At 69.5% G+C, this 20,439-nt stretch carries 20 protein-coding genes and 2 tRNA genes; 16 read left to right on the top strand and 6 right to left on the bottom strand.

The genetic code is table 11. The features are described 5' to 3' along the window. Positions 1-59 precede the first annotated feature (59 nt). The gene (locus CEK68_RS09635; protein ID WP_148828171.1) at positions 60-1,022 is read right to left on the bottom strand and encodes a LysR substrate-binding domain-containing protein; all 963 of its coding nucleotides are present in this window, start codon (positions 1,020-1,022) and stop codon (positions 60-62) included. A gap of 283 nt (positions 1,023-1,305) precedes the next feature. On the opposite strand from CEK68_RS09635, the gene CEK68_RS09630 reads away from it, so the two are divergent. From CEK68_RS09630 to fdxA, 5 genes are all read left to right on the top strand, one after another. After that, complete coding sequence (locus tag CEK68_RS09630) at positions 1,306-1,926, top strand: 2-dehydro-3-deoxy-6-phosphogalactonate aldolase (protein WP_017909521.1); 621 nt, start codon at positions 1,306-1,308, stop codon at positions 1,924-1,926. Further along, positions 1,923-3,074 (top strand): galactonate dehydratase, encoded by a 1,152-nt coding sequence (dgoD, locus tag CEK68_RS09625; protein ID WP_017913163.1) that lies wholly within the window; start codon positions 1,923-1,925, stop codon positions 3,072-3,074. Before CEK68_RS09630 ends, dgoD begins: the two co-directional genes overlap by 4 nt. 4 nt (positions 3,075-3,078) lie before the next feature. Then, positions 3,079-4,002 carry an SMP-30/gluconolactonase/LRE family protein gene (locus tag CEK68_RS09620; protein WP_152239244.1) on the top strand — a complete coding sequence of 308 codons (924 nt, stop codon included), beginning with the start codon at positions 3,079-3,081 and terminating at the stop codon, positions 4,000-4,002. Further along, positions 3,999-4,898 carry a 2-dehydro-3-deoxygalactonokinase gene (locus CEK68_RS09615; RefSeq protein WP_152239243.1) on the top strand — a complete coding sequence of 300 codons (900 nt, stop codon included), beginning with the start codon at positions 3,999-4,001 and terminating at the stop codon, positions 4,896-4,898. The genes CEK68_RS09620 and CEK68_RS09615 overlap by 4 nt, the downstream gene beginning before the upstream one ends. A 95-nt stretch (positions 4,899-4,993) precedes the next feature. Further along, complete coding sequence (gene fdxA, locus CEK68_RS09610) at positions 4,994-5,317, top strand: ferredoxin FdxA (protein ID WP_017909525.1); 324 nt, start codon at positions 4,994-4,996, stop codon at positions 5,315-5,317. A gap of 717 nt (positions 5,318-6,034) precedes the next feature. Here the strand turns inward: fdxA and CEK68_RS09605 are convergent. Both CEK68_RS09605 and dapA read right to left on the bottom strand, forming a co-directional pair. Next, positions 6,035-6,559, bottom strand: a complete 525-nt coding sequence (locus CEK68_RS09605; RefSeq protein WP_010343910.1) for a hypothetical protein — start codon at positions 6,557-6,559, stop codon at positions 6,035-6,037. Positions 6,560-6,576: 17 nt separating this feature from the next. Next, the gene (gene dapA, locus CEK68_RS09600) at positions 6,577-7,485 is read right to left on the bottom strand and encodes a 4-hydroxy-tetrahydrodipicolinate synthase (protein WP_152236391.1); all 909 of its coding nucleotides are present in this window, start codon (positions 7,483-7,485) and stop codon (positions 6,577-6,579) included. A 166-nt stretch (positions 7,486-7,651) separates the two neighbouring features. Between dapA and CEK68_RS09595 the strand changes: the two genes are divergently transcribed. From CEK68_RS09595 to CEK68_RS09555, 9 genes are all read left to right on the top strand, one after another. After that, positions 7,652-8,227, top strand: coding sequence for a glycine cleavage system protein R (locus tag CEK68_RS09595; RefSeq protein ID WP_087943489.1), 576 nt, complete (start codon positions 7,652-7,654; stop codon positions 8,225-8,227). Between the two features lie 65 nt (positions 8,228-8,292). Next, the gene (locus CEK68_RS09590; RefSeq protein WP_152239242.1) at positions 8,293-8,772 is read left to right on the top strand and encodes a peroxiredoxin; all 480 of its coding nucleotides are present in this window, start codon (positions 8,293-8,295) and stop codon (positions 8,770-8,772) included. A gap of 82 nt (positions 8,773-8,854) precedes the next feature. Continuing rightward, positions 8,855-10,255, top strand: coding sequence for a PhoH family protein (locus CEK68_RS09585; RefSeq protein WP_026144466.1), 1,401 nt, complete (start codon positions 8,855-8,857; stop codon positions 10,253-10,255). Positions 10,256-10,284: 29 nt separating this feature from the next. Next, positions 10,285-10,746, top strand: a complete 462-nt coding sequence (locus CEK68_RS09580; RefSeq protein WP_051067627.1) for a hypothetical protein — start codon at positions 10,285-10,287, stop codon at positions 10,744-10,746. A gap of 84 nt (positions 10,747-10,830) precedes the next feature. Then, the gene (locus CEK68_RS09575) at positions 10,831-11,499 is read left to right on the top strand and encodes a YoaK family protein (protein WP_148828178.1); all 669 of its coding nucleotides are present in this window, start codon (positions 10,831-10,833) and stop codon (positions 11,497-11,499) included. A gap of 47 nt (positions 11,500-11,546) precedes the next feature. Beyond that, entirely contained in the window at positions 11,547-12,356 is an 810-nt protein-coding gene (thiD, locus tag CEK68_RS09570; RefSeq protein ID WP_152239240.1) for a bifunctional hydroxymethylpyrimidine kinase/phosphomethylpyrimidine kinase, read from the top strand. After that, positions 12,353-13,222, top strand: coding sequence for an alpha/beta fold hydrolase (locus CEK68_RS09565; protein ID WP_152239239.1), 870 nt, complete (start codon positions 12,353-12,355; stop codon positions 13,220-13,222). The genes thiD and CEK68_RS09565 overlap by 4 nt, the downstream gene beginning before the upstream one ends. A gap of 62 nt (positions 13,223-13,284) precedes the next feature. Then, positions 13,285-13,361 (top strand) — tRNA-Arg (locus CEK68_RS09560). A gap of 170 nt (positions 13,362-13,531) precedes the next feature. Beyond that, positions 13,532-13,608 (top strand) — tRNA-Arg (locus tag CEK68_RS09555). A 232-nt stretch (positions 13,609-13,840) separates the two neighbouring features. On the opposite strand, the gene CEK68_RS09550 is transcribed toward CEK68_RS09555, so the two are convergent. The 3 genes from CEK68_RS09550 to CEK68_RS09540 form a co-directional block, all read right to left on the bottom strand. Next, positions 13,841-14,635: an SDR family oxidoreductase gene (locus tag CEK68_RS09550; protein ID WP_150409709.1), complete on the bottom strand. Its 795-nt coding sequence runs from the start codon at positions 14,633-14,635 to the stop codon at positions 13,841-13,843. A gap of 382 nt (positions 14,636-15,017) precedes the next feature. Then, the gene (locus CEK68_RS09545) at positions 15,018-16,007 is read right to left on the bottom strand and encodes a DedA family protein/thiosulfate sulfurtransferase GlpE (protein ID WP_152239238.1); all 990 of its coding nucleotides are present in this window, start codon (positions 16,005-16,007) and stop codon (positions 15,018-15,020) included. Between the two features lie 140 nt (positions 16,008-16,147). Next, entirely contained in the window at positions 16,148-17,083 is a 936-nt protein-coding gene (locus CEK68_RS09540; protein ID WP_152239237.1) for a LysR substrate-binding domain-containing protein, read from the bottom strand. Positions 17,084-17,232: 149 nt separating this feature from the next. Between CEK68_RS09540 and CEK68_RS09535 the strand changes: the two genes are divergently transcribed. Both CEK68_RS09535 and glgX read left to right on the top strand, forming a co-directional pair. After that, the gene (locus CEK68_RS09535) at positions 17,233-17,934 is read left to right on the top strand and encodes a pirin family protein (RefSeq protein WP_152239236.1); all 702 of its coding nucleotides are present in this window, start codon (positions 17,233-17,235) and stop codon (positions 17,932-17,934) included. A gap of 229 nt (positions 17,935-18,163) precedes the next feature. Next, on the top strand, positions 18,164-20,299 hold the full coding sequence (gene glgX / locus CEK68_RS09530) for a glycogen debranching protein GlgX (RefSeq protein ID WP_152239235.1): 2,136 nt from the start codon (positions 18,164-18,166) through the stop codon (positions 20,297-20,299). Positions 20,300-20,439 lie beyond the last annotated feature (140 nt).

Genomic DNA, 20,439 nt, shown 5'->3' with positions numbered 1-20,439 from the left:
GTACCACGGCATGTCTACGAAATCGTCCATCTACGACACGGCAGCGCCTGCGACGGCATTCAAGCGCTCGCCGCGCGCTCGGGATACAGCCGCTTGGCCGCATTGCGCAACGCCAGCAACACGCGTTCGGCGCCCGGCGGCAACAGATAATCGCGGCGGCGCACGATACCGAACGATTCCATGCGCACGCCCAGCGTGATCGGCAACACCGTCAGCAGCTTGGCCTGCACGTACGGCGCCACCGCCTCGGCCGGCAGCGCGGCCAGCAGGTCGCTGCCGCGCAGCAGGCTGGTCATCACCGGCAGCGACGAGGTCTCGATGACGTTCTGCGGCGCCGGCACCGCATGCTCCAGGAACATCGCGTCCAGGCGCGCGCGCAGCACGCTGTCGGCCGGCGGCAGCACCCAGCCGTAGCGGGCCAGGTCGGCATGGCGCAGGTCGGCGCGGGTGGACAGCGGGTGGCCGGCGCGCGCGATCACCGAGTGCGGCTCGTCGGCCAATGGCTCGAACTCCAGCGCCTCGGCGCCGTAGGGGCCGAGGATGCGGCCGATCACGATGTCGAGCTGACCATCGAGCAGCTTGGCCACCAGCGGCCGGCTGTAGTCCATCTCCACCCGCACCAGGATGCCGGGGAACTCGCGCTTGACCTCGGCGATGGCCTGCGGCACCAGGTTGGTGCCCGGGTTGACCACGGTGCCGATCGAGACCTGGCCCATGCGCCCTTCGCACAGTGCGGCGATCTCTTCCTGGGCACGGCCGATCTCCGACATCGCCGCACGCGCGCGGCGGATCAGCACCTGCCCGTACCAGGTCGGCTCGACCCCGCGCGCGTGGCGCTCGAACAGCTTCACCCCCAGCAGGTCCTCCATTTCCGCCAGCAGCTTGGACGCCGCCGGCTGGGTCATGCTGGCCGCCTCGGCCGCGCGCAGCACCGAACGGTGCTCGTGCAACTGCAGCAGCAACAACAGATGCCGGGTCTTCAGGCGCGCGGCGTTGAACCAGGGGTTGGCGGAAGCATTCATCGTGGGCAGGCGTCCTGGGGGAGCGGAGCCGCGTATTCGGCGGCGGAATAGAATATGCCTAAAATTTCATTTGCAGAGCATAGCTCACGCGCGCAGGCTACGGCCCATCGCGCCCCCGCTGGCGTCGCCGTCGTCGGGCACCGGCCCGCCGGCTGCGGAGGCCGTCGGGTGGGGCCAGCGCGCCGACGCATGGCGCGGACTGCAGCGGCCCCGCCGTCCGGTCCCGCCGCTGCGCCGCGCTGGCCGGGCGCCTCCGTCACCGTCATTTCCGCCAGGTATTCCGATGTCCGCCGCTTCCCCGTTCCGACTCCCGCTGATCGCAATCCTGCGCGGTCTCACCCCCGAGGACGCGCTGGCGCACGTCGGGGCGCTGGCCGATGCCGGCTACGACGCGATCGAGATCCCGCTCAACTCGCCGCGCTGGGCCGATAGCATCGGCCCGGCCGCGCAGGCGTTCGGGCAGCGCTGCTGGATCGGCGGCGGCACCGTGCTGCAGATCGGCGACGTCGACGCCCTGGCCGATCTGGGCGCACGCTTCATCGTCACCCCCAACACGCGCCCGCCGGTGATCCGCCACGCGGTGGCGCGCGGCCTGCAGGTGGTGGCCGGCTTCGCCACCGCCACCGAAGCGTTCGACGCGCTGGATGCCGGCGCGCAGATGCTCAAGCTGTTCCCCGCCGCCACCTACGGCCCCGGCCACGTGCGCGCCCTGCGCGCGGTGCTGCCGGCGCAGGTGCCGCTGTTCGTGGTCGGCGGCGTCAACACCGAGACCCTGCACGACTACCTCGGCGCGGGCGCGATCGGCGCCGGCATCGGCGGCGAGCTGTACCGCCCCGGCCAGTCGCTGACACAGACCCAGGCGCACGCCGCCGCCTTCCGCCACGCCTATCTGGACCGCGCATGAAGATCGTCCGCCTCACCACCTACCACGCCGCGCCGCGCTGGCTGTTCCTGAAGATCGAGACCGACGAGGGCATCACCGGCTGGGGCGAGCCGGTCATCGAAGGCCGCGCGCGCAGCGTCGAGGCCGCGGTGCGCGAACTCGGCGACAGCCTGATCGGCAAGGACCCGGCACGGATCAACGACATCTGGCAGATGCTCTACCGCGGCGGCTTCTACCGCGGCGGCCCGATCCTGATGAGCGCCATCGCCGGCATCGACCAGGCGCTGTGGGACATCAAGGGCAAGGCGCTGGGCGTGCCGGTGTACGAACTGCTCGGCGGGCGCGTGCGCGACCGCATGAAGACCTACCGCTGGGTCGGCGGCGACCGCCCGGCGGCGACCATCGCGCAGATCCAGGGCTACCGCGACCTCGGCTTCGACACCTTCAAGTTCAACGGCACCGAGGAAATGAAGCTGATCGACGGCCCACGCGCGGTGGATGCGGCGGTAGCCAAGGTGGCGCAGATCCGCGAGGCGTTCGGCACCGCCATCGACTTCGGCATCGACTTCCACGGCCGTGTCGCCGCGCCGATGGCGCGCGTGCTGCTGCGCGAACTGGAGCCGTTCAAGCCGCTGTTCGTCGAGGAACCGGTGCTGCCCGAGCAGGCCGAGTACTACCCGCGGCTGGCCGCATCCACGCCGATCCCGCTGGCGGCCGGCGAGCGCATGTTCTCGCGCTTCGACTTCAAGCCGGTGCTGCAGGCCGGCGGCCTGTCGCTGCTGCAGCCGGATCTCTCGCACGCCGGCGGCATCACCGAATGCCTGAAGATCGCCAGCATGGCCGAGGCCTACGAGGTCGGCCTGGCGCCGCACTGCCCGCTCGGCCCGGTGGCGCTGGCCGCCTGCCTGCAAGTGGATTTCGTCTCGCACAACGCGGTGCTGCAGGAACAGAGCATCGGCATCCACTACAACGAAGGCGCCGACCTGCTCGACTACGTGCTCAACAAGGACGACTTCGCCTGCGACAATGGCGGCAGCATCGCCGCCTTGCCCAAACCGGGCCTCGGCGTGGAGATCGACGAGGAGCGCCTGCGCCATGCCAACGCCAACCCACCCGACTGGCACAACCCCATCTGGCGTCACGCCGACGGCAGCATCGCCGAGTGGTGAGCCGATGAACACCTCTCTTCCGCCCCGCCACACCGCCACGCTGGCGGTGGACAGCCGCTGTGCGCACGGTGAGGGCATGCTGTGGTGCGAACGCCGCGGCGTGCTGTTCTGGGTCGACATCAGCGGCCGCCGCCTGTGGCGCCACGATCCCGCCAGCAATGTCAGCCGACACTGGGATCTGCCCGATCGTCCCGGCTGCCTGGGCCTGTTCGACGACGGCCGCCTGCTGCTGGCGTTGGCCAAGGGCGTGTACGCCGCCGATCCGGACGCCGCCGCCGAGGCTGACGGCGTGTTGCCACTGCAGCACCTGGCGGACGTGGAGCCGGAACGCGACGACACCCGCAGCAACGACGGCCGCGCCGACCGCCACGGCAACTTCGTGTTCGGCACCATGAGCGAACGCGAGGACCAGGCGCCGGTCGGCAGCTTCTACCAATGGTCGGCGCGCCACGGCCTGCGCCGCCTGCCGCTGCCGGGCGTGGCCATTCCCAACGCGATCTGCTTCAGCGCCGACGGCCGCACCCTGTACTACTGCGACTCGGTGCAGCCGCGCATCCTGTGCTGCGACTACGACCCGGACAGCGCGCACACCGCCAACAGCCGCGTGTTCGCCGAACTGGACCATGCCGGCGCCGAGCCGGACGGCGCCATCGTCGACGCCGAAGGCCACCTGTGGAACGCGCAATGGCGCGCCTGGCAGGTGGTGCGCTACCGCCCCGACGGCAGCGTCGAGCGCCGTGTCGCCCTGCCGGTCAAGCATCCCACCTGCCCCGCCCTCGGCGGCACCGACGGCGGCACGTTGTACCTGAGCACCTCGCGGCAGGATCACAGCGAGGACGAACTGGCACGCACGCCGCAGGCCGGCGGCGTATACGTGGCCGCGGTCGGCATCGCCGGCCTGCCCGAAGGACGCATCGCCAGCGCATGATCGTCGTCGATTGGGGGACCAGCAGCCTGCGCGGCTATCGGCTCGACGCCGACGGCGGCATTCTCGACCAGCGCCGCAGCGACCAGGGCATCGCCGCCTGCCAGGGCCGCTTCGCCGCGACCCTGGCCACCCTGATCGACGGCTGGGACGGCGACATCGTCCTGTGCGGGATGATCGGTAGCCGCAACGGCTGGATCGAACTGCCGTACGCGCCCTGCCCGGCCGACGCTGCCGCCCTGGCCGCGGCGATGCAGCCGCTACAGGATCCTGCCCTGCCCGGCCGCACGCTGTGGTTCGTGCCCGGCGTGGCCAGCGACGCCGACGCCGTGCCGGACGTGATGCGCGGCGAGGAGACGCAGCTGATCGGCCTGCTCGCGTTGCTTGCGCAGGAACCGCCGACGGCCGAGATCCACCACGTCTGCCTGCCCGGCACCCACAGCAAGTGGGTGACCCTGCAGGACGGGCGCATCGCCTCGCTGGCGACGATGATGACCGGCGAGCTGTACGCACTGCTGCGCACGCACAGCCTGCTGGCGCGGCTGATGGACGCCGACGACGGCGTCTTCGATGCGTCCGCGTTCGACGCCGGCGTGCAGCGCAGCGGCGAGCCTGGCGGGGTGCTGCACCATCTGTTCGGCGTGCGCAGCCTGGGCCTGTTCGAACGCCTGAGCGCCGCCGCGGCACCGTCCTACCTGTCCGGCCTGCTGATCGGCCACGAACTGCGCGCGCACCCCGTCTTGCCGCCGGTGGTGCACCTGGTCGGCGGCAGCGGCCTGCTGGCGCGCTACGCACATGCGCTGGCCGCGCTCGGCAGCCGCGTGCGCACTCATCCGGAGGACCTGGCCGCACGCGGCCTGTATCGGCTGGCGCAGCAGCACGGCGGCCTGGCCGGCTGAGCCGCGCGTCGCGGGCCGCCGTCCGGCCAGCCCGCACACACGGCGGCGACAGCCGCTTTGCATTAGAATTACCGGGTTAATCGTCGGATTCCGCCATGCCTTTCGTCGTCACCGAAAACTGCATCAAGTGCAAATACACCGACTGCGTGGAAGTGTGCCCCGTGGATTGCTTCCACGCCGGCCCGAACTTCCTGGTGATCGATCCGGACGAGTGCATCGACTGCACGCTGTGCGAGCCGGAATGCCCGGCCAACGCCATCTACCCCGAAGACGACGTGCCGGCCGGCCAGGAAGGCTTCGTCGCACTCAACGCGGAACTGGCCAAGGCCTGGCCGGTGCTGACCACGCGCCAGGAACCGCTGCCCGACGCCGCCGAGTGGGACGGCAAGCCGAACAAGCTGCCACTGCTGCAGAAGTAACTGCACTCATCGTGCTGCGTGAATCCCGCGCTCGCAACTGTAGGACAGTTGACTTCTAGGTTCTTCGCGTTTGATTTACAAATCTCAAGCGACAGCGAGAGCTTTCGCCTTGCGGCGAGTCACTTTTCTTTGCTTGTGCAAAGAAAAGTAACCAAAAGAAAGCACACCCTGCCTCGCGCCCTCCGCGCTAACGCGCTCCGGGTCCGCGTCCATCACGGGGATCCGCGGAAGGGGCATCCTGCCCCTGCCGCGGACGGCGTACATCCATGTACGCCGCCCTCCGGGTGTTTCCCCGCGACGGCCGCCGCTGCGGAAGGGAACCCGGTAAGTCAAAAGCCAAAGCCACATCAAAAGCGACTGCGACAGCAGCGCACGCCTGCGTCATTGCAATGGCTGCCAATGAGCACACTACTCGTGATCACGTACGTCGCCTGTTGTTCGTCGAGGGCACGCAAGAAGACTGGTTTCCGCAGCAGCTGATGCAGGCGCAGCTCACACACGGCGAAACGGCCCCGCACGGGACTTGCGACACGTTGGCTGGGTGCACTGTGGGAGGGACTTCAGTCCCGACGCCTTGAGGTTGGATACCTAGCGGGCGTCATGTATCTCGGTCGCGTGGCAGTTGGCTCCTACGGAAAACAAAACGGGCGCACAAGGCGCCCGTTTCGCATGCTAACCGCATGGCAGCCCGGCGCACACGCCGGACCCGCCGCCGGCTCAGTGACCCAGCTTGGCCTTCAACGCCGCGATCAGCTTGACCGGCGCTTCGCCGGTGGCCGGCAGGCCGCGCGGGTCCACCGCCGAGACGTACACGCCGGCATCCACCGCCACCACGCGCACCAGGAAGTTGCTGCCTTCGTAGGCCACGTCGTAGGAGCCCAGCAGCTGCGCGCGGCTGGCGATGGTGACGCCTTCGATGCCGCCCAGCGCGTCGCCGACCTGGCCGAACACCTGGTCGCGCGTGCCCGGCACCACGAAGCCGCTGTTCGAGGCCGCCGGGGCCTGGCCGGCCGGGGCCGCAGGACGCTGCGCCGAGGCCAGCGCCGGCACCTTCATCGCCGCCGAGGTATCGGGCGAGGTCAGATCCGGCGGTACTTCCAGCGGACGCATGTCGGGCGCCAGCGCGTAGTCGCCGCGCGGCTTGCCCTTGTGGAACCAGCTGCAACCGCTGGTGGCCGCGACCAGGGTGGTCGCCAGCACGGCGGCCGACAGCACGCGGACGTAGGGAACGGAAGCACGCATCAATCAATCTCCTGGAGTCAGGCCGCGAGCGTTTCGCGGCTGGATAGGTCTTCCAACGCGGCAGCGTCGGCGGCAAGTCGGTCGGCCGTGGCGTGGTGCGCCGCGGACAACGGCAGCAGCGGCAGCCGCAGGCCGTGGCCGATCCCGGCGCGCTGCAACAGCGCCTTGACCGGGATCGGGTTGGATTCGATGCCGCAGAACGCATGGAACGGCTGCAGCCGCGCGTCCCAGGCCTGCGCGGGTTCGGCCTGGCGCGCGCGCGCCAGGTCGCACAGGCGCCGGTAGGCGCGCGGCAAGGCATTGGAGGCGACCGAGATCAGCCCGTCATAGCCGGCCAGCATCGCCTGCGCGGCGCTGCCGTCGTCGCCGCTGAACACGGCAAAGCGATCGCTGCGCAGGGCGGCGAGCGCGGCGATGCGCTGCGGGTCGCTGCTGGCATCCTTGATGCCGACGATGTTCGGGTGCTGCGCCAGGTGCGCCACGGTCTCCGGCAGCAGGTCGCAACCGGTGCGGCCGGGCACGTTGTACAACACCACCGGCAGGCCGCCCTGTTCGGCGACCGCGGTGTAATGCGCGATCAGCCCCGCCTGGGTCGGGCGCACGTACGGCGGCGTCACCACCAGCGCGTACTGCGCGCCACCGGCGGCGGCGCGCTGGGTCAGCGCCACGGTCTTGGCGGTGCCGGACAGGCCGGTCCCGGCCAGCACCGGTACGCGCCCGCCGATCGTCTGCACCGCCTCGCGCAGGATCCGGTCGTACTCCTCGTCCAGCAGCGTGGCCGCCTCGCCGGTCGATCCCGCCACCACCAGCCCCTGCACGCCGCCGTCGAGCTGGCGTTTGAGCAGCCGCTGCCAGGCGTCGAGGTCGAGGTCGCCATTGCCCTGGAAGGGCGTGGCCAGGGCGGTGATGATGCCGGAGAGGGACAAGATGCCGGGTGCTCGCTGGGAGAAGAGGGCCGCGCAGGCTGCGCGGACGGGTCGGCCCCGCACGCGGGGCAGGGTCGCCCCGCATGTTACTTGCGGCCCGAAAGCGCGGGCAAGTATGCTGCACACCATGCCGGGCGACCGCCCGGATGCCGTTCAGCCTTACGCAATGCCGGAAGCCCCTTTGACCGACACCACGCCCCGGCCCGCGCCGACCGAAAACCACCTCCTGATCAACGCCTACACGACGCATCCGGAGTCGCCCTTGTTGCCGGTGACGCGTCGCATCGCCGACAGCGGCTGCAATCTCGTCGATGCGCGCCTGGCCACGGTCGGCCGCGACGTGTCGGTGACCGCGCTGGCGACCGGCTCGTGGGACTCGGTGGCCAAGCTCGAAGCCATGCTCACCCGCCTCGACCGCGAGGAAGGCATGAAGCTGGTGTGGTACCGCACCGGCGCCAAGCAGGCGCAGTCCAACCTGCTGCCGTACATCGTCGAAGTCATCGCCGCCGACAAACCCGGCATCCTGTTCCAGTTGGCCGACTTCTTCGACCGCCAGGGCATCACCATCGAGAACCTGCAGAGCACGCGCTACCGCGCCATGCAGACCGGCGCGGAGATGTTCTCGGCGCAGGTGACGATCGGGGTGCCGGCGAACATGCACATCGCCGCGCTGCGCGACGACTTCCTCGAGTTCTGCGACCACCTCAACCTGGACGCGATCATGGATCCGATGAAGTTCTGAGTGCGCCGCGCTGGACACCGACGCAATCGAACGCAGATGATGGCGATGCACGCGGAGGACACACCATGAAGGACGGCGACACCCTGGACCGCAGCACGCTGGCCTTGCCGCTGGCGCTGTCCGGCGGCGCCAGCGCCACGCTCGGCGATTACGCCGGCCGCTGGCTGGTGCTGTATTTCTACCCGAAGGACAGCACGCCCGGCTGCACCACCGAGGGCATCGAGTTCAACGCGCTGCTGCCGCAGTTCGAGCAGGCCGGCGCCACGGTGCTCGGCGTGTCGCGCGACTCGGTGAAGTCGCACGACAACTTCTGCGCCAAGCAGGGCTTCCGCTTCGCCCTGGTCAGCGATACCGACGAGGCGCTGTGCCGCGCCTTCGACGTGATCAAGGAAAAGAACATGTACGGCCGCCAGGTGCTGGGCATCGAGCGCAGCACCTTCCTGCTCTCGCCGACCGGCCAGCTGGTCCGCAGCTGGCGCAAGGTCAAGGTTCCCGGCCACGCCCAGGCCGTGCTCGACACGCTGCAGGCCGCCGCCCAGCAGTGATCACCGCCGTTTCCCGCACCCCGCATCGCCCTGCCCCGCAGGCAGCGATGGCGCGTCCCTGCTCCTCTTTCAGGAATCCATGATGACCCGAGGCAAGCGCATCTACGTGCTGGATACCAACGTGCTGATGCACGATCCGACCGCGCTGTTCAAGTTCGAGGAACACGACGTGTTCCTGCCGATGCAGGTGATCGAGGAACTGGACAATGCCAAGAAGGGCATGTCCGAAGTCAGCCGCAACGCGCGCCAGGTCAGCCGTTTCCTCAACGAGCTGATCGAGGGCGCAGGCGCCGAGCAGATCGAATCCGGCATTCCGCTCAGCCATCCGCAGGGCATCCAGCTCAAGAGCACCGGCGCCATCGGCCGGCTGTACTTCCAGGTGCGCCCGGTCGAGCCGGGGCGCAGCTTCGGCAGCGTGGCCCCGGACAACAAGATCCTGGCCGCGGTGCTGGCGCTGCGCGAGGAGCAGCCGGAAATCCCGGTGATCCTGGTGTCCAAGGACATCAACCTGCGCATCAAGGCGGCGATCAGCGGCCTGGTCGCCGAGGATTACGAGAACGACCGCGCGCTCGACGATTTCAGCCTGCTCTACACCGGCGCGATCGAACTGCCGGAAGATTTCTGGCAGAAGCACAACCAGGACCTGCGCAGCTGGAGCGACAAGGGCCGCACCTGCTACGAGATCGCCCTGGCCGCCGACGAGGACTGGTATCCGAACCAGTACCTGTACCTGCCGGGCGAGGACGAAGTGGAACTGCGCGTGGTCAAGGTCAACGCCGAGCGCAAGGCGACGCTGGCGCTGGTCGACGACTTCCGCAGCGGCCAGCACGCGGTGTGGGGCATCGCCGCGCGCAACCGCGAGCAGAACTTCGCGCTCAACGCGCTGATGGACCCGGAAATCGACTTCGTCACCCTGCTCGGCACCGCCGGCACCGGCAAGACCCTGCTGGCGCTGGCCGCGGGCCTGGCGCAGACCATGGACCAGCAGCGCTACCGCGAGATCATCATGACCCGCGCCACGGTCAGCGTCGGCGAGGACATCGGCTTCCTGCCCGGCACCGAGGAAGAGAAGATGACGCCGTGGATGGGCGCGCTCACCGACAACCTGGAAGTGCTCACCCACACCCAGGAAGGCGGCACCTGGGGCCGCCAGGCCACCAACGACCTGCTCGCCAGCCGCATCAAGATCCGCTCGATGAACTTCATGCGCGGGCGCACCTTCCTGTCGCGCTACCTGATTCTGGACGAGGCGCAGAACCTGACCCCGAAGCAGATGAAGACGCTGATCACCCGTGCCGGCCCCGGCACCAAGATCGTGTGCCTGGGCAACGTCGAGCAGATCGACACGCCGTACCTGACCGAGACCACCTCCGGCCTGACCTACGCGGTGGACCGCTTCAAGGCCTGGCCGCACAGCGCGCACATCACCCTGCGCCGCGGCGAGCGCTCGCGCCTGGCCGACTACGCCTCGGAGGTCCTGTGAACGCGGCGACCGGCGTGCGCCTGGCAGGCATGGCGCTGGCCATGGCCCTGCTCGGCGCCTGCGCCACCGCGCGCGGGCCGGCCATGGTGCCGACCGCGGTCAAGGCCGGGCAGTCGTGGATCGTCACCCGCAACAGCACCGCGACGCAGGTGCTGGACACCTGCTCGCGCGACAGCCCGGCGCGCCAGGACGGCGCGGTCACCGGCTACTGGATTCCGACCCCGGAACAGATCGCGCAACTAGAAGCGCACCTGGCGCAACTGCAGCCGCAGATCGCCGACCCCAGCGCGTCCGATCGCCAGTACGTCGGCATCCTGTACCGCGGCAAGCAGGCGATCTACGTCAACGCCTTCGCGCCGGACGACAGCAGCGAGCGCGACCCCACGGTCGACGCGGTCAAGGCCTGCGGCGGCGGCAACCGTTTCTGGGGCGCGGTCTACGACCCGGCGAGCGCCCGCTTCTCCGAGATCGCGGTCAACGGCGCACGTTGAGATGGCTGCGGTCAGGTGCCACTGGCGGCGTGCCGGGGCGGCCGCGCACCGCGGTCGCCGCGCCGCGGCCGCATCGCGCGCGGCATGAACCTGGAACTGCCCCGCTGGGCCTGGGCCTTCGCGGGCACGCTGGCCGCGGTCGCCGGCATGGTCAACGTGGTCGGCTATCTCGGCTTCGAACATCAGGCGGTCACCCACCTCACCGGCACCACGACCCTGCTCGGCGCGGCGCTGGCCGATGGCGACGCGCGCGCGATCGCGCAACTGGTCGGCGTAGTGCTGGCGTTCCTCGGCGGATCGATGCTCGGCGGCTTCATCGTGCAGGACAGCCGCCTGCGCCTGGGCCGCCGCTACGGCGTGGCGCTGGCGCTGGAGGCGCTGCTGCTGCTGGCGGCGATGCAGGCGTTCAAGCAGCAGCAACTCGCCGGCGCCGTGCTCGCCGCGATCGCCTGCGGCCTGCAGAACGCCACCACCACCATCTACAGCGGCGCAGTGGTGCGCACCACCCACCTCACCGGCATGTTCACCGACCTCGGCATCGGCCTGGGCCAGGCGCTGCGCGGACTGCCGCTGCCGCGTCGGCGCATCCGCCTGAGCCTGCTGATCATCGGCGGCTTCCTGTGCGGCGGCGTGCTCGGCGCCTGGGCCTACCGGCAGGTCGGCTTCGACGCCCTGCTCGGCCCCGCCCTGCTGACCGGCACGGTCGGCACGCTGTACGCGCTGCAGGCGCACTACCGCAGCCGCGAGCGCTGAAGGCACGGCCGAGTGCATAACCCGCGCCGGCCCTGCACAATCGGCGCATGAGCGAACCCACCGTCGTCTCCGCACTGAGCATCGCCGGCACCGATTCCGGCGGCGGCGCCGGCATCCAGGCCGACCTCAAGACCTTCGCCGCGCACCGCGTGCACGGGCTGGCGGCGGCCGCCGCGCTGACCGCGCAGCACACCCGCGGCGTCACCGCGGTACACGTGCCGCCGCTGTCGTTCCTGCGCGCACAGATCGATGCCTGCTTCGCCGACTTCGACATCGGCGCGGTCAAGCTCGGCATGCTCGCCAACGCCGAGGTGATCCACCTGGTCGCCGATGCGCTGGAAGAATATCGCCCACCGTGGGTGGTGCTGGACCCGGTGATGGTGGCCACCAGCGGCGCCAAGCTGCTGCAGGACGATGCCCTGGATGCGCTGCGCAAGCGCCTGCTGCCGCTGGCGACGCTGGTGACGCCGAACGTACCGGAAGCGCAGTTGCTGCTCGGCCGCCCGATCGACACCGCCGACGACGCCGAGCACGCCACCGCCGCGCTGCTCAAGGCCGGCGCGCAGGCGGTACTGCTCAAGGGCGGCCACCTGCAGGAAGGCCAGCGGGTGATCGACCGCTACGACGACGGCGTCAGCCGCAGCGAGTTCAGCCATGCGCGCCTGCCGCTGGACGCGCACGGCACCGGCTGCACCCTGGCCGCGGCGATCGCCGCACAGCTGTGCCAGGGCCTGGCCTTGCCGGCCGCCTGCGAAGCGGCGATCGACTATGTGGCGCGCGCCCTGCGCGGCAGTTACCGGCCCGGCCGCAGCGACGTGACGGTGCTGGACCACTTCGGCGCGGCGCGCGGCCCATGAGCGCAGTGCCCATCGCCGCGGCGGCGGTCGCCGAGCACGCCCTGCCCGTCGCCGCAGCCGACGGCCATCGCTGGAGCTTGATGGCGCGCGTTCCCGACGCACCGCGGCAGGCGCTGCTGTGGCTCCCCGCGCTGGGCGTGGCCGCGCGCCACTACCTACCGTTCGCCGAAGCACTGGCCGCACACGGCGTCGCGGTGTTCCTGCACGAATGGCGCGGCAACGGCAGCAGCACGCTGCGGCCGTCGCGGCAATGCGACTGGGGCTATCGCGCTCTGCTGCACCTGGATCTGCCCGCCAGCCAAGCGGCGATCGCCGGGTGCGGGATCGCGGCACCGCTGCTCGTCGGCGGCCACAGCCTCGGTGGACAGCTCGCCTGCTGCTACGCCAGCCTGCAGCCGCAGGCCTTCGCCGCGCTGTGGCTGGTCGCCAGCGGCACGCCGTACTGGCGCCGTTTTCCCGCGCCGCGCGGCTATCTGCTGCCGTTGGCGTACCGCCTGCTGCCGTGGCTGGCGCAGCGGCAAGGCGTGCTGCATGGACGCCGCCTGGGCTTTGGCGGCACCGAAGCGCGCGGCCTGATCGCCGATTGGGCGCACGTGGGCCGTAGCGGCCGCTACGCCGCGGCCGGCCTGGCGATCGACCTGGAGGCGCAACTGGCGCATCTGACGCTGCCGGCGCGTGGCGTGGTGCTGCAGGACGACTGGCTGGCGCCGGAGAGTTCGCTGCGCGGTCTGCTCGACAAGCTGGCCACGCCGGCGCCGCAGATCCGCTGCCTGGACGCCACGCAACTGGGCGTGGCCGCCGACCATTTCGCCTGGATGAAGCGGCCTGCGGCGGTGGCCGCGGCGTTGCTGGCCGGGGATCGGTGAAATTTTTCGGAAAGAGCATTGACGGGCCCGATCTACTCCCGCATAATTCCGCTCCTGACGACGCGCCCGTAGCTCAGTTGGATAGAGTACCTGGCTACGAACCAGGCGGTCGGGAGTTCGAATCTCTCCGGGCGCACCAGTCAGATGAAAAACGACAAGCCATCGCTTGTCGTTTTTTTTTGCCTTGCCGCGGCAAGGCGATCGCATCGAGACCGCTCCGGGAGCGCACTGGTTCGCGATTCGTCATGCCGTCGACACGCAGGTGTAGACGAATCGCCGCAACTCGTGAATAATCCCGCGCCTGACAACGCGCCCGTAGCTCAGTTGGATAGAGTACCTGGCTACGAACCAGGCGGTCGGGAGTTCGAATCTCTCCGGGCGCACCAGTCAGATCAAAAACGACAAGCCGACGCTTGTCGTTTTTTTTGCCTGCGTGATTCCGATTGCACGACGCGCGCAACGACGAGTGACGCATGCACACGGAAGATGTGCCGATCACGGCACCGCCTCGCGCATCGGCACTTCAACTCCAGCGCCGGCGATCCGCCAGACATTACGAGGCGGCGGCGCGGCGCCGCCTCGGCCTCGCGTGCGCGAATGCAGAGCCCCCTGCCCGGCTCAGGCGATGGTATCCACCACGCCGCCATCCACGCGCAGCGCCGCACCGGTGGTCGCGGACGCTTGCGGCGAGGCGACGTAGACGCAGAGATTGGCGACCTCTTCCACCGTCGCGGCGCGGCGGATGATCGAGCTGGCGCGATGCGCCTTGACGAAGTCGGCAGCCACCTCGTCCAGCGGCTTGCCGGACTGTTGCACCTGGTCGGACAACATGGCGGCGACACCTTCCGTCAGCGTCGGCCCGGGCAGAATGGCATTCACGGTGACGCCGGTGCCGGCCATGCGCTTGGCCAGCCCGCGCGACAGGGCGAGATCGGCGGTCTTGGTCACGCCGTAGTGAATCATCTCGACCGGGATGTTGAGCCCGGACTCGGACGAGACGAAGAGCACACGCCCCCATCCCTTGTCCGCCATCGCCGGCAGATACGCGCGGGAAAGCCGCACACCGGACAGCACGTTCACCGCCAGGAAGCGCTCCCATTCCGCGTCGGGCGTGTCGAAGAAATCCTGCATGCCGAAGATGCCGGCGTTGTTGACCAGGATGTCGACGGCGGGAAGCGCCGCGACGATCGCCTCGCAGCCGGCCGCGGTCGCCACGTCGCCCACTACGGCCCGCACGCGGGCATTGGCGAGGTCGCGCTTGAGGGTAGCCACAGCGGCCTCGGTGCGGGCCTGGTCGCGGCCGTTCAGCGCGACCTCGGCGCCCGCCGCGGCCAGGCCCTTGGCGATGCCGAAACCGATGCCGGCGGTGGAGCCGGTGACGAGGGCGGTTTTACCGGATAGATCGATGTGCATGGCTGTCTCCAAGGATGAGGTTGAGGATGAGGAGTCGCTTCGGCGCACGCCGTGCGAGGTCGTCGCCACAGACACACGCTGGCCGCGCCGGTCGTGCTGTCGATTCGTTCTATCGATTCATCATCTGCGCATCCAACCGCAAGGCAAGGAACGGCAAGTGAACGTCACGACGTGAACCTCGCCCATTGCAGCAGGTCGCCGCATCAGCGAGGCACAGACGGCACAGGCAAGAGGATCAAGCGCATGACCGCACAACTTGTCCACCTCACACAGCCGCCCGCACGCGCCTGCGGACAACGCACCTGCCTGCATCAGCCGGCGCGCACGCACGGCTGTGCATCGCAGGCGCCATCGACAGGCATGACGCCTCCTCCTCACCGACTCACGCCGCGATCGTGTCGCCCTTCGGTGGCGGCGCGACTGCAGCCGCAGCGTCCAGCGCGACCAGCGGATGGCCCGCCGCACGCCACGCATCCAGCCCACCGCGCAGCGGCAGCACGTCCTCGAACGCGTGCTGGCGCAGGCGCTTGGCCAGCACCGCGGCCGACACTTCGCTGGGGCAGGCGCAATAGATGACGATCCTGCGATTGCGCGGCAAGCGCGCGACGAGCGCATCGACCTGGCGATCGTCCACTTCCAGCGCACCGGGAATGGCGAACGGCTCCAGCGTGCGGTAGCCCGGCGCCCGAATGTCCAGCAGCAGCGGCGGCGCCTCGCCCTGCAACAGCGCGTGCAGTTCGTCGACGTCGATGCGCTGCATCTCCATCGCCTTGCGCAGCGTATGCCGACGCCAGGCGCGGTAGCCGACGTACAGCGCCAGCAGGCCGACCAGCAGCAGCGCCGCGCGCCTGCCGAGCAGGCTCAGCCAGTCCAGCAAGTCCTGCACCTGGTCGGCGAAGCACAGGCCCAGCAACAACCCGACGCCCGCCCACAAGGCCGCGCCCAGCGCGTCGTAGCGCAGGAAGGCTACGGGGCGCACGCGCATCGCGCCGGCCATCGGCACCGACACCATCGACAGGCCGGGCACGAACTTGGCCACCGCCAGCACGCGCACACCCCAGCGCGCATAGAAGCGCTCGGTGCGCTTCATGCAGGTGTCGCGCGACAGCGACAGCCGACACAGCGACTGCAGCGTGCGATTGCCGTAACGGCGGCCGGCGCCGAACCACAGCAGATCGCCGAGCAGGCTCGCCGCGATCGACACCGACAAGGCGCCCAGCAACGCACTCCACATCGCCGCGCCATCGAGCAGCGCATAGGTCGCCCCGACCAGGATCAACGTGGGCAGCGCCGGCACCGGCAGGCCCAGCGACAAGGCCAGGACGTTGACGAACACCAGCCCGAGTCCATAGCGCGCAATCAGGTCCTGCATGGCGTGGCGGGTGGAAAGAAGAAGATGCCGCGCATTATCCTCCCGTCGCCCACCGCGCGCGCAGGCATCACGGCATCACCGGCGGAACAGACCCATCCATCGCCGCCGCGGAGAACGCTTTGCCGTTGCCCCGCACGCCATCACCCGCCCTCGTCCAGCCGCGCCGCCATCTGCTCCAGCCATGCCGCGAACACGCCCGGCTGGCGCATGCGCGCGCGCCACCAGGCCAGCGCCGCGCCCTCCTCGCCGCTGCGCCAGGCCAGCTGGAACACCTCGTCCGGCTTCGGTTCCTCCACCGTCTTGCGCACCAGCGTGCCGCGCGCCAGCGCGGCGCGCGCATAGGGCTCGGGCAGGAAGCCGAAGCCGAGCCCGGCCAGTTGCAGCCGGTACTTGCTGCGCATGTCCGGCACGGTCAGCGCGTCCTGGCCGAACAGCAGCCCGACCGTGCGCGGCAGCAAACGCCGTGCCGAATCCGCCACCGCGATCGCGCGATGCGCGCTCAGCTGACTGCGGCTGAGCGGTTCCGGCGCCTGCGCCAGCGGGTGACTGGGCGCGACCGCGAACACGAACGGCAGCGTGCCCAGCAGCTCGGTCACGTAGCCGCCGCCGCTGGGCCCTTCGCCGGCCGCCCCGACCAGCAGATCCACCCGCCGGTCCAGCAGCGCTTCCCAGGTGCCGGACAGCGATTCCTGCACCACCCGCAGCCGGGTCTGGTCGGCAACCGCATAGAACGCCGCCATGTCCTGCGCCAGACATTCCGGCGCGAACACCGCATCCAGGCCCAGCGCGAACTCGGTCTCCCAGCCGGAGGCCACGCGGCGCACGCGCAGTTCCAGGTCGCCAGCGGCGCGCAGCAGGTGACGGCCTTCGCGCAGCAGTTCGGCCCCCGCGGCGGTCGGCACCGCCTTTGGCCCGATCCGCTCGAACAGTTGCACGCCCAGGTCCTCCTCCAGCTTGGCGACGGTGTAGGAGATGGTCGACGGCACCTTGTGCAGCGCCTTGCCGGCGGCCGAGAACGAGCCGCGACGGTCGATGGCGTCGAGGATCTGCAGGGCATCGAGGCTGAGCTTGAGCATTCGAATTTTTCGATGATGGATGCCGAATCTATCCGTTTTTCAAACCCGGCGACAGCACCGATACTTGTTTCCAAGCCGAAGCGCACGCGAAATCAACCCGCCTGGCGCTTTCGATCCACTTGCACATCAACGCCACCAAGGAGCCTCCCATGCTGCAGATCCGCCCCGCCAATACCCGTGGCCGCGCCGAACACGGCTGGCTGTCCTCGCGTCATACCTTCTCCTTCGGCCACTACCACGACCCGCGCCACATGGGCTTCGGGCCGCTGCGGGTGATCAACGAGGACCGCGTGCAGCCGGGCCAGGGCTTCGGCACCCACGCCCATCGCGACATGGAGATCCTGTCCTACGTGGTCGAGGGCGCGCTGGAGCACAAGGACAGCATGGGCAACGGCTCGGTGCTGCGCTACGGCGACGTGCAGCGCATGAGCGCCGGCTCCGGGGTCACCCACAGTGAGTTCAACCACTCTGCCAGCGAGCCGGTGCATTTCCTGCAGATCTGGGTGATGCCCGAGCGCGCCGGGATCGATCCCGGTTACGAGGAGAAGCACTTCGCCCCGGACAGCAAGCGCGGCCAGTTGCGCCTGATCGCCGCCCCGCAGGGCGAGGATGGTGCGGTGCGCATCCACCAGGACGCGCGCATCTACGCCTCGATCCTCGACGGCGATGCGCGCCTGGACTACCCGCTGGCGGCCGGGCGCGGCGCCTATGTGCAGGTGGTGCGCGGCACGCTGAGCGTCAACGGCCAGACCCTGCAGGCCGGCGACGCGATCCAGGCGATCGACGAGGCCAGCCTGCAGTTCGCCGATGCCCAGGACAGCGAGTTCCTGCTGTTCGACCTGCCGCGCTGAGCAGGTCAGGCCAGGTCGCGCCCGCGGCCCACTGGACCGGGCCGCGACGGTCTCGCGAAATCCGCCCACGCAGCGGCGCCACGGCGTCGCTGCGTGGGTCGCTGCATTCGCGGCAATGCCCGCATCCTCACGCCATCCTCGGCACCCCGTAACGCGTCCTGCACGGCCTCCGCGTCAATGCTTCCGCTCTCCCTCCCCTACTGCCGGCGTGCCGGCCGAGAGCCTGCCGATGCGCCACCCGACCAGCGCCGCCTATGCCACCCCCTCGCGCATCCGCGAAGGGCGCCCCTTCCCCCGCGGCGCCGTGTTCGACGGCCAGGGCACCAACTTCGCGCTGTTCTCGGCGCACGCCACGCGCGTGGAACTGTGCCTGTTCGACGAGGCCGGCACCGAAACGCGCCTGGACCTGCCCGAATACACCAACGAAATCTGGCACGGCTACCTGCCCGACGTGAAGCCCGGCCAGCGCTACGGCTATCGCGTGCACGGCCCCTATGAACCCAGCGAAGGCCACCGCTTCAATCCCAACAAGCTGCTGCTGGACCCGTACGCGCGCGAACTCGAGGGCGACCTGATCTGGGCCGACGAACTGTACGGCTACACGGTCGGCCACCCGGACGGCGACCTCAGTTTCGACGAGCGCGACAGCGCGCCGTTCATGCCCAAGTGCGTGGTGGTCGAGGACACCTACGACTGGGAGGACGACCAGCGCCTGATGACGCCGTGGAGCGAGACCCTGGTCTACGAGACCCACGTGCGCGGCTACACCATGCGCCACCCGCAGGTGCCGGACGAGGTGCGCGGCACCTGCGCCGGGCTGGCACAGGAGCCGGTGCTGCGCTACATCAAGGAACTGGGCGTCAGCGCGGTGGAACTGCTGCCGGTCCACGCTTACCTCGACGACCAACACCTGCTCGACAAGGACCTGCGCAACTACTGGGGCTACAACACGCTCGGCTTCTTCGCGATCAAGTCGCGCTACCTGGCCAGCGGCCACCGCGACGAGTTCCGCGACATGGTCAAGGCGCTGCACCGCCAGGGCCTGGAGGTGATCCTCGACGTGGTCTACAACCACACCGCCGAAGGCAACGAACTGGGGCCGACGCTGTCGTTCCAGGGCATCGACAACGCCAGCTACTACCGCCTGGCCGAGGATCGCCGCTTCTACATCAACGACACCGGCACCGGGAACACCTTCGACCTGACCAATGCCGGCGCGCTGCGCATGGTCAACGACTCGCTGCGCTACTGGGTGGCGGAGATGCACGTGGACGGGTTCCGCTTCGACCTGGCCACCATCCTCGGCCGCGAGCCCACCGGCTTCGACCAGCGCGGCGGTTTCCTCGACGCCTGCAACCAGGATCCGCTGCTGTCGCAGGTCAAGCTGATCGCCGAGCCATGGGACTGCGGCCCGGGCGGCTACCAGGTCGGCCCCTTCCCGCCAGGCTGGTCCGAGTGGAACGACAAGTTCCGCGACAACGCCCGTGCGTTCTGGAAGGGCGACGAGGGCAAGCTCGCCGAGTTCGCCACCCGCTTCACCGGCTCGGCCGATCTGTTCGACCGGCGCGGGCGCCGGCCGTGGGCCTCGGTCAACTTCGTCACCGCCCACGACGGCTTCACCCTGCACGACCTGGTCAGCTACAACAGCAAGCACAACGAGGCCAACGGCGAGCACAACCGCGACGGCTCGGACCACGACATCTCCGCCAACTATGGCGTGGAAGGCGAGACCGACGACGCCGGCATCCTGCAACTGCGCCAGCGGCAGATGAAGAATCTGCTGGCCACCCTGCTGCTCGCGCAAGGCACGCCGATGCTGCTGGCCGGCGACGAGCGCGCGCAGACCCAGGGCGGCAACAACAACACCTACTGCCAGGACAACGAGATCACCTGGATCGACTGGGAGCGCGACCCCACCGAGGGCCGCCTGACCGAATTCGTCAAGGCGGTCAGTGCGCTGCGCCGGCGCTATCGCATCCTGACCCGCGGCCGCTTCCTCAACGGCCAGTACAACGAAGATGCGGGCGTGCGCGACCTGACCTGGCTCAACCCCGGCGGCACCGAGATGGACGAAGCGCACTGGAGCGACGCTGGCGCGCGCTCGGTCGGCCTGCTACTGGAAGGCAAGGCGCAAACGTCCGGCGTCAGGGAGTTGGCCAACGACGACACCTTGCTGATCGTCATCAACGCCTACCACGAGGGCGTCAGCTTCGTGCTGCCGTCTTCGGAAGAGCAACTTCACTGGAAGCTGGTGCTGTCCACCGACGATGCGCTGCAGGTCGACAGCATGCCGGCCGGTGCCAGCGAGTTCCTGGCGCCGCCGCGCAGCGTCAGCGTGTTCGAGTGCCAGACGGCGGGCGCATAGTCTCCACTCGCCACTTCGGATTGCGCGCGGACTGACGCGTCCGCGCCTGCATTACGTCGCCAGCGCTTGCCGCTGGCGACGCGCGTGTGCTGGCATCTTCATGCTCTACGATGCGCCGCATTGCATTGGTCTACATGGCC

Source organism: Xanthomonas sp. LMG 12461 (assembly GCF_009192935.1).
In the GTDB taxonomy this organism is placed as follows: Bacteria; Pseudomonadota; Gammaproteobacteria; order Xanthomonadales; family Xanthomonadaceae; genus Xanthomonas_A; species Xanthomonas_A sontii.
This window is presented reverse-complemented; position numbering and strand designations above follow the sequence as displayed.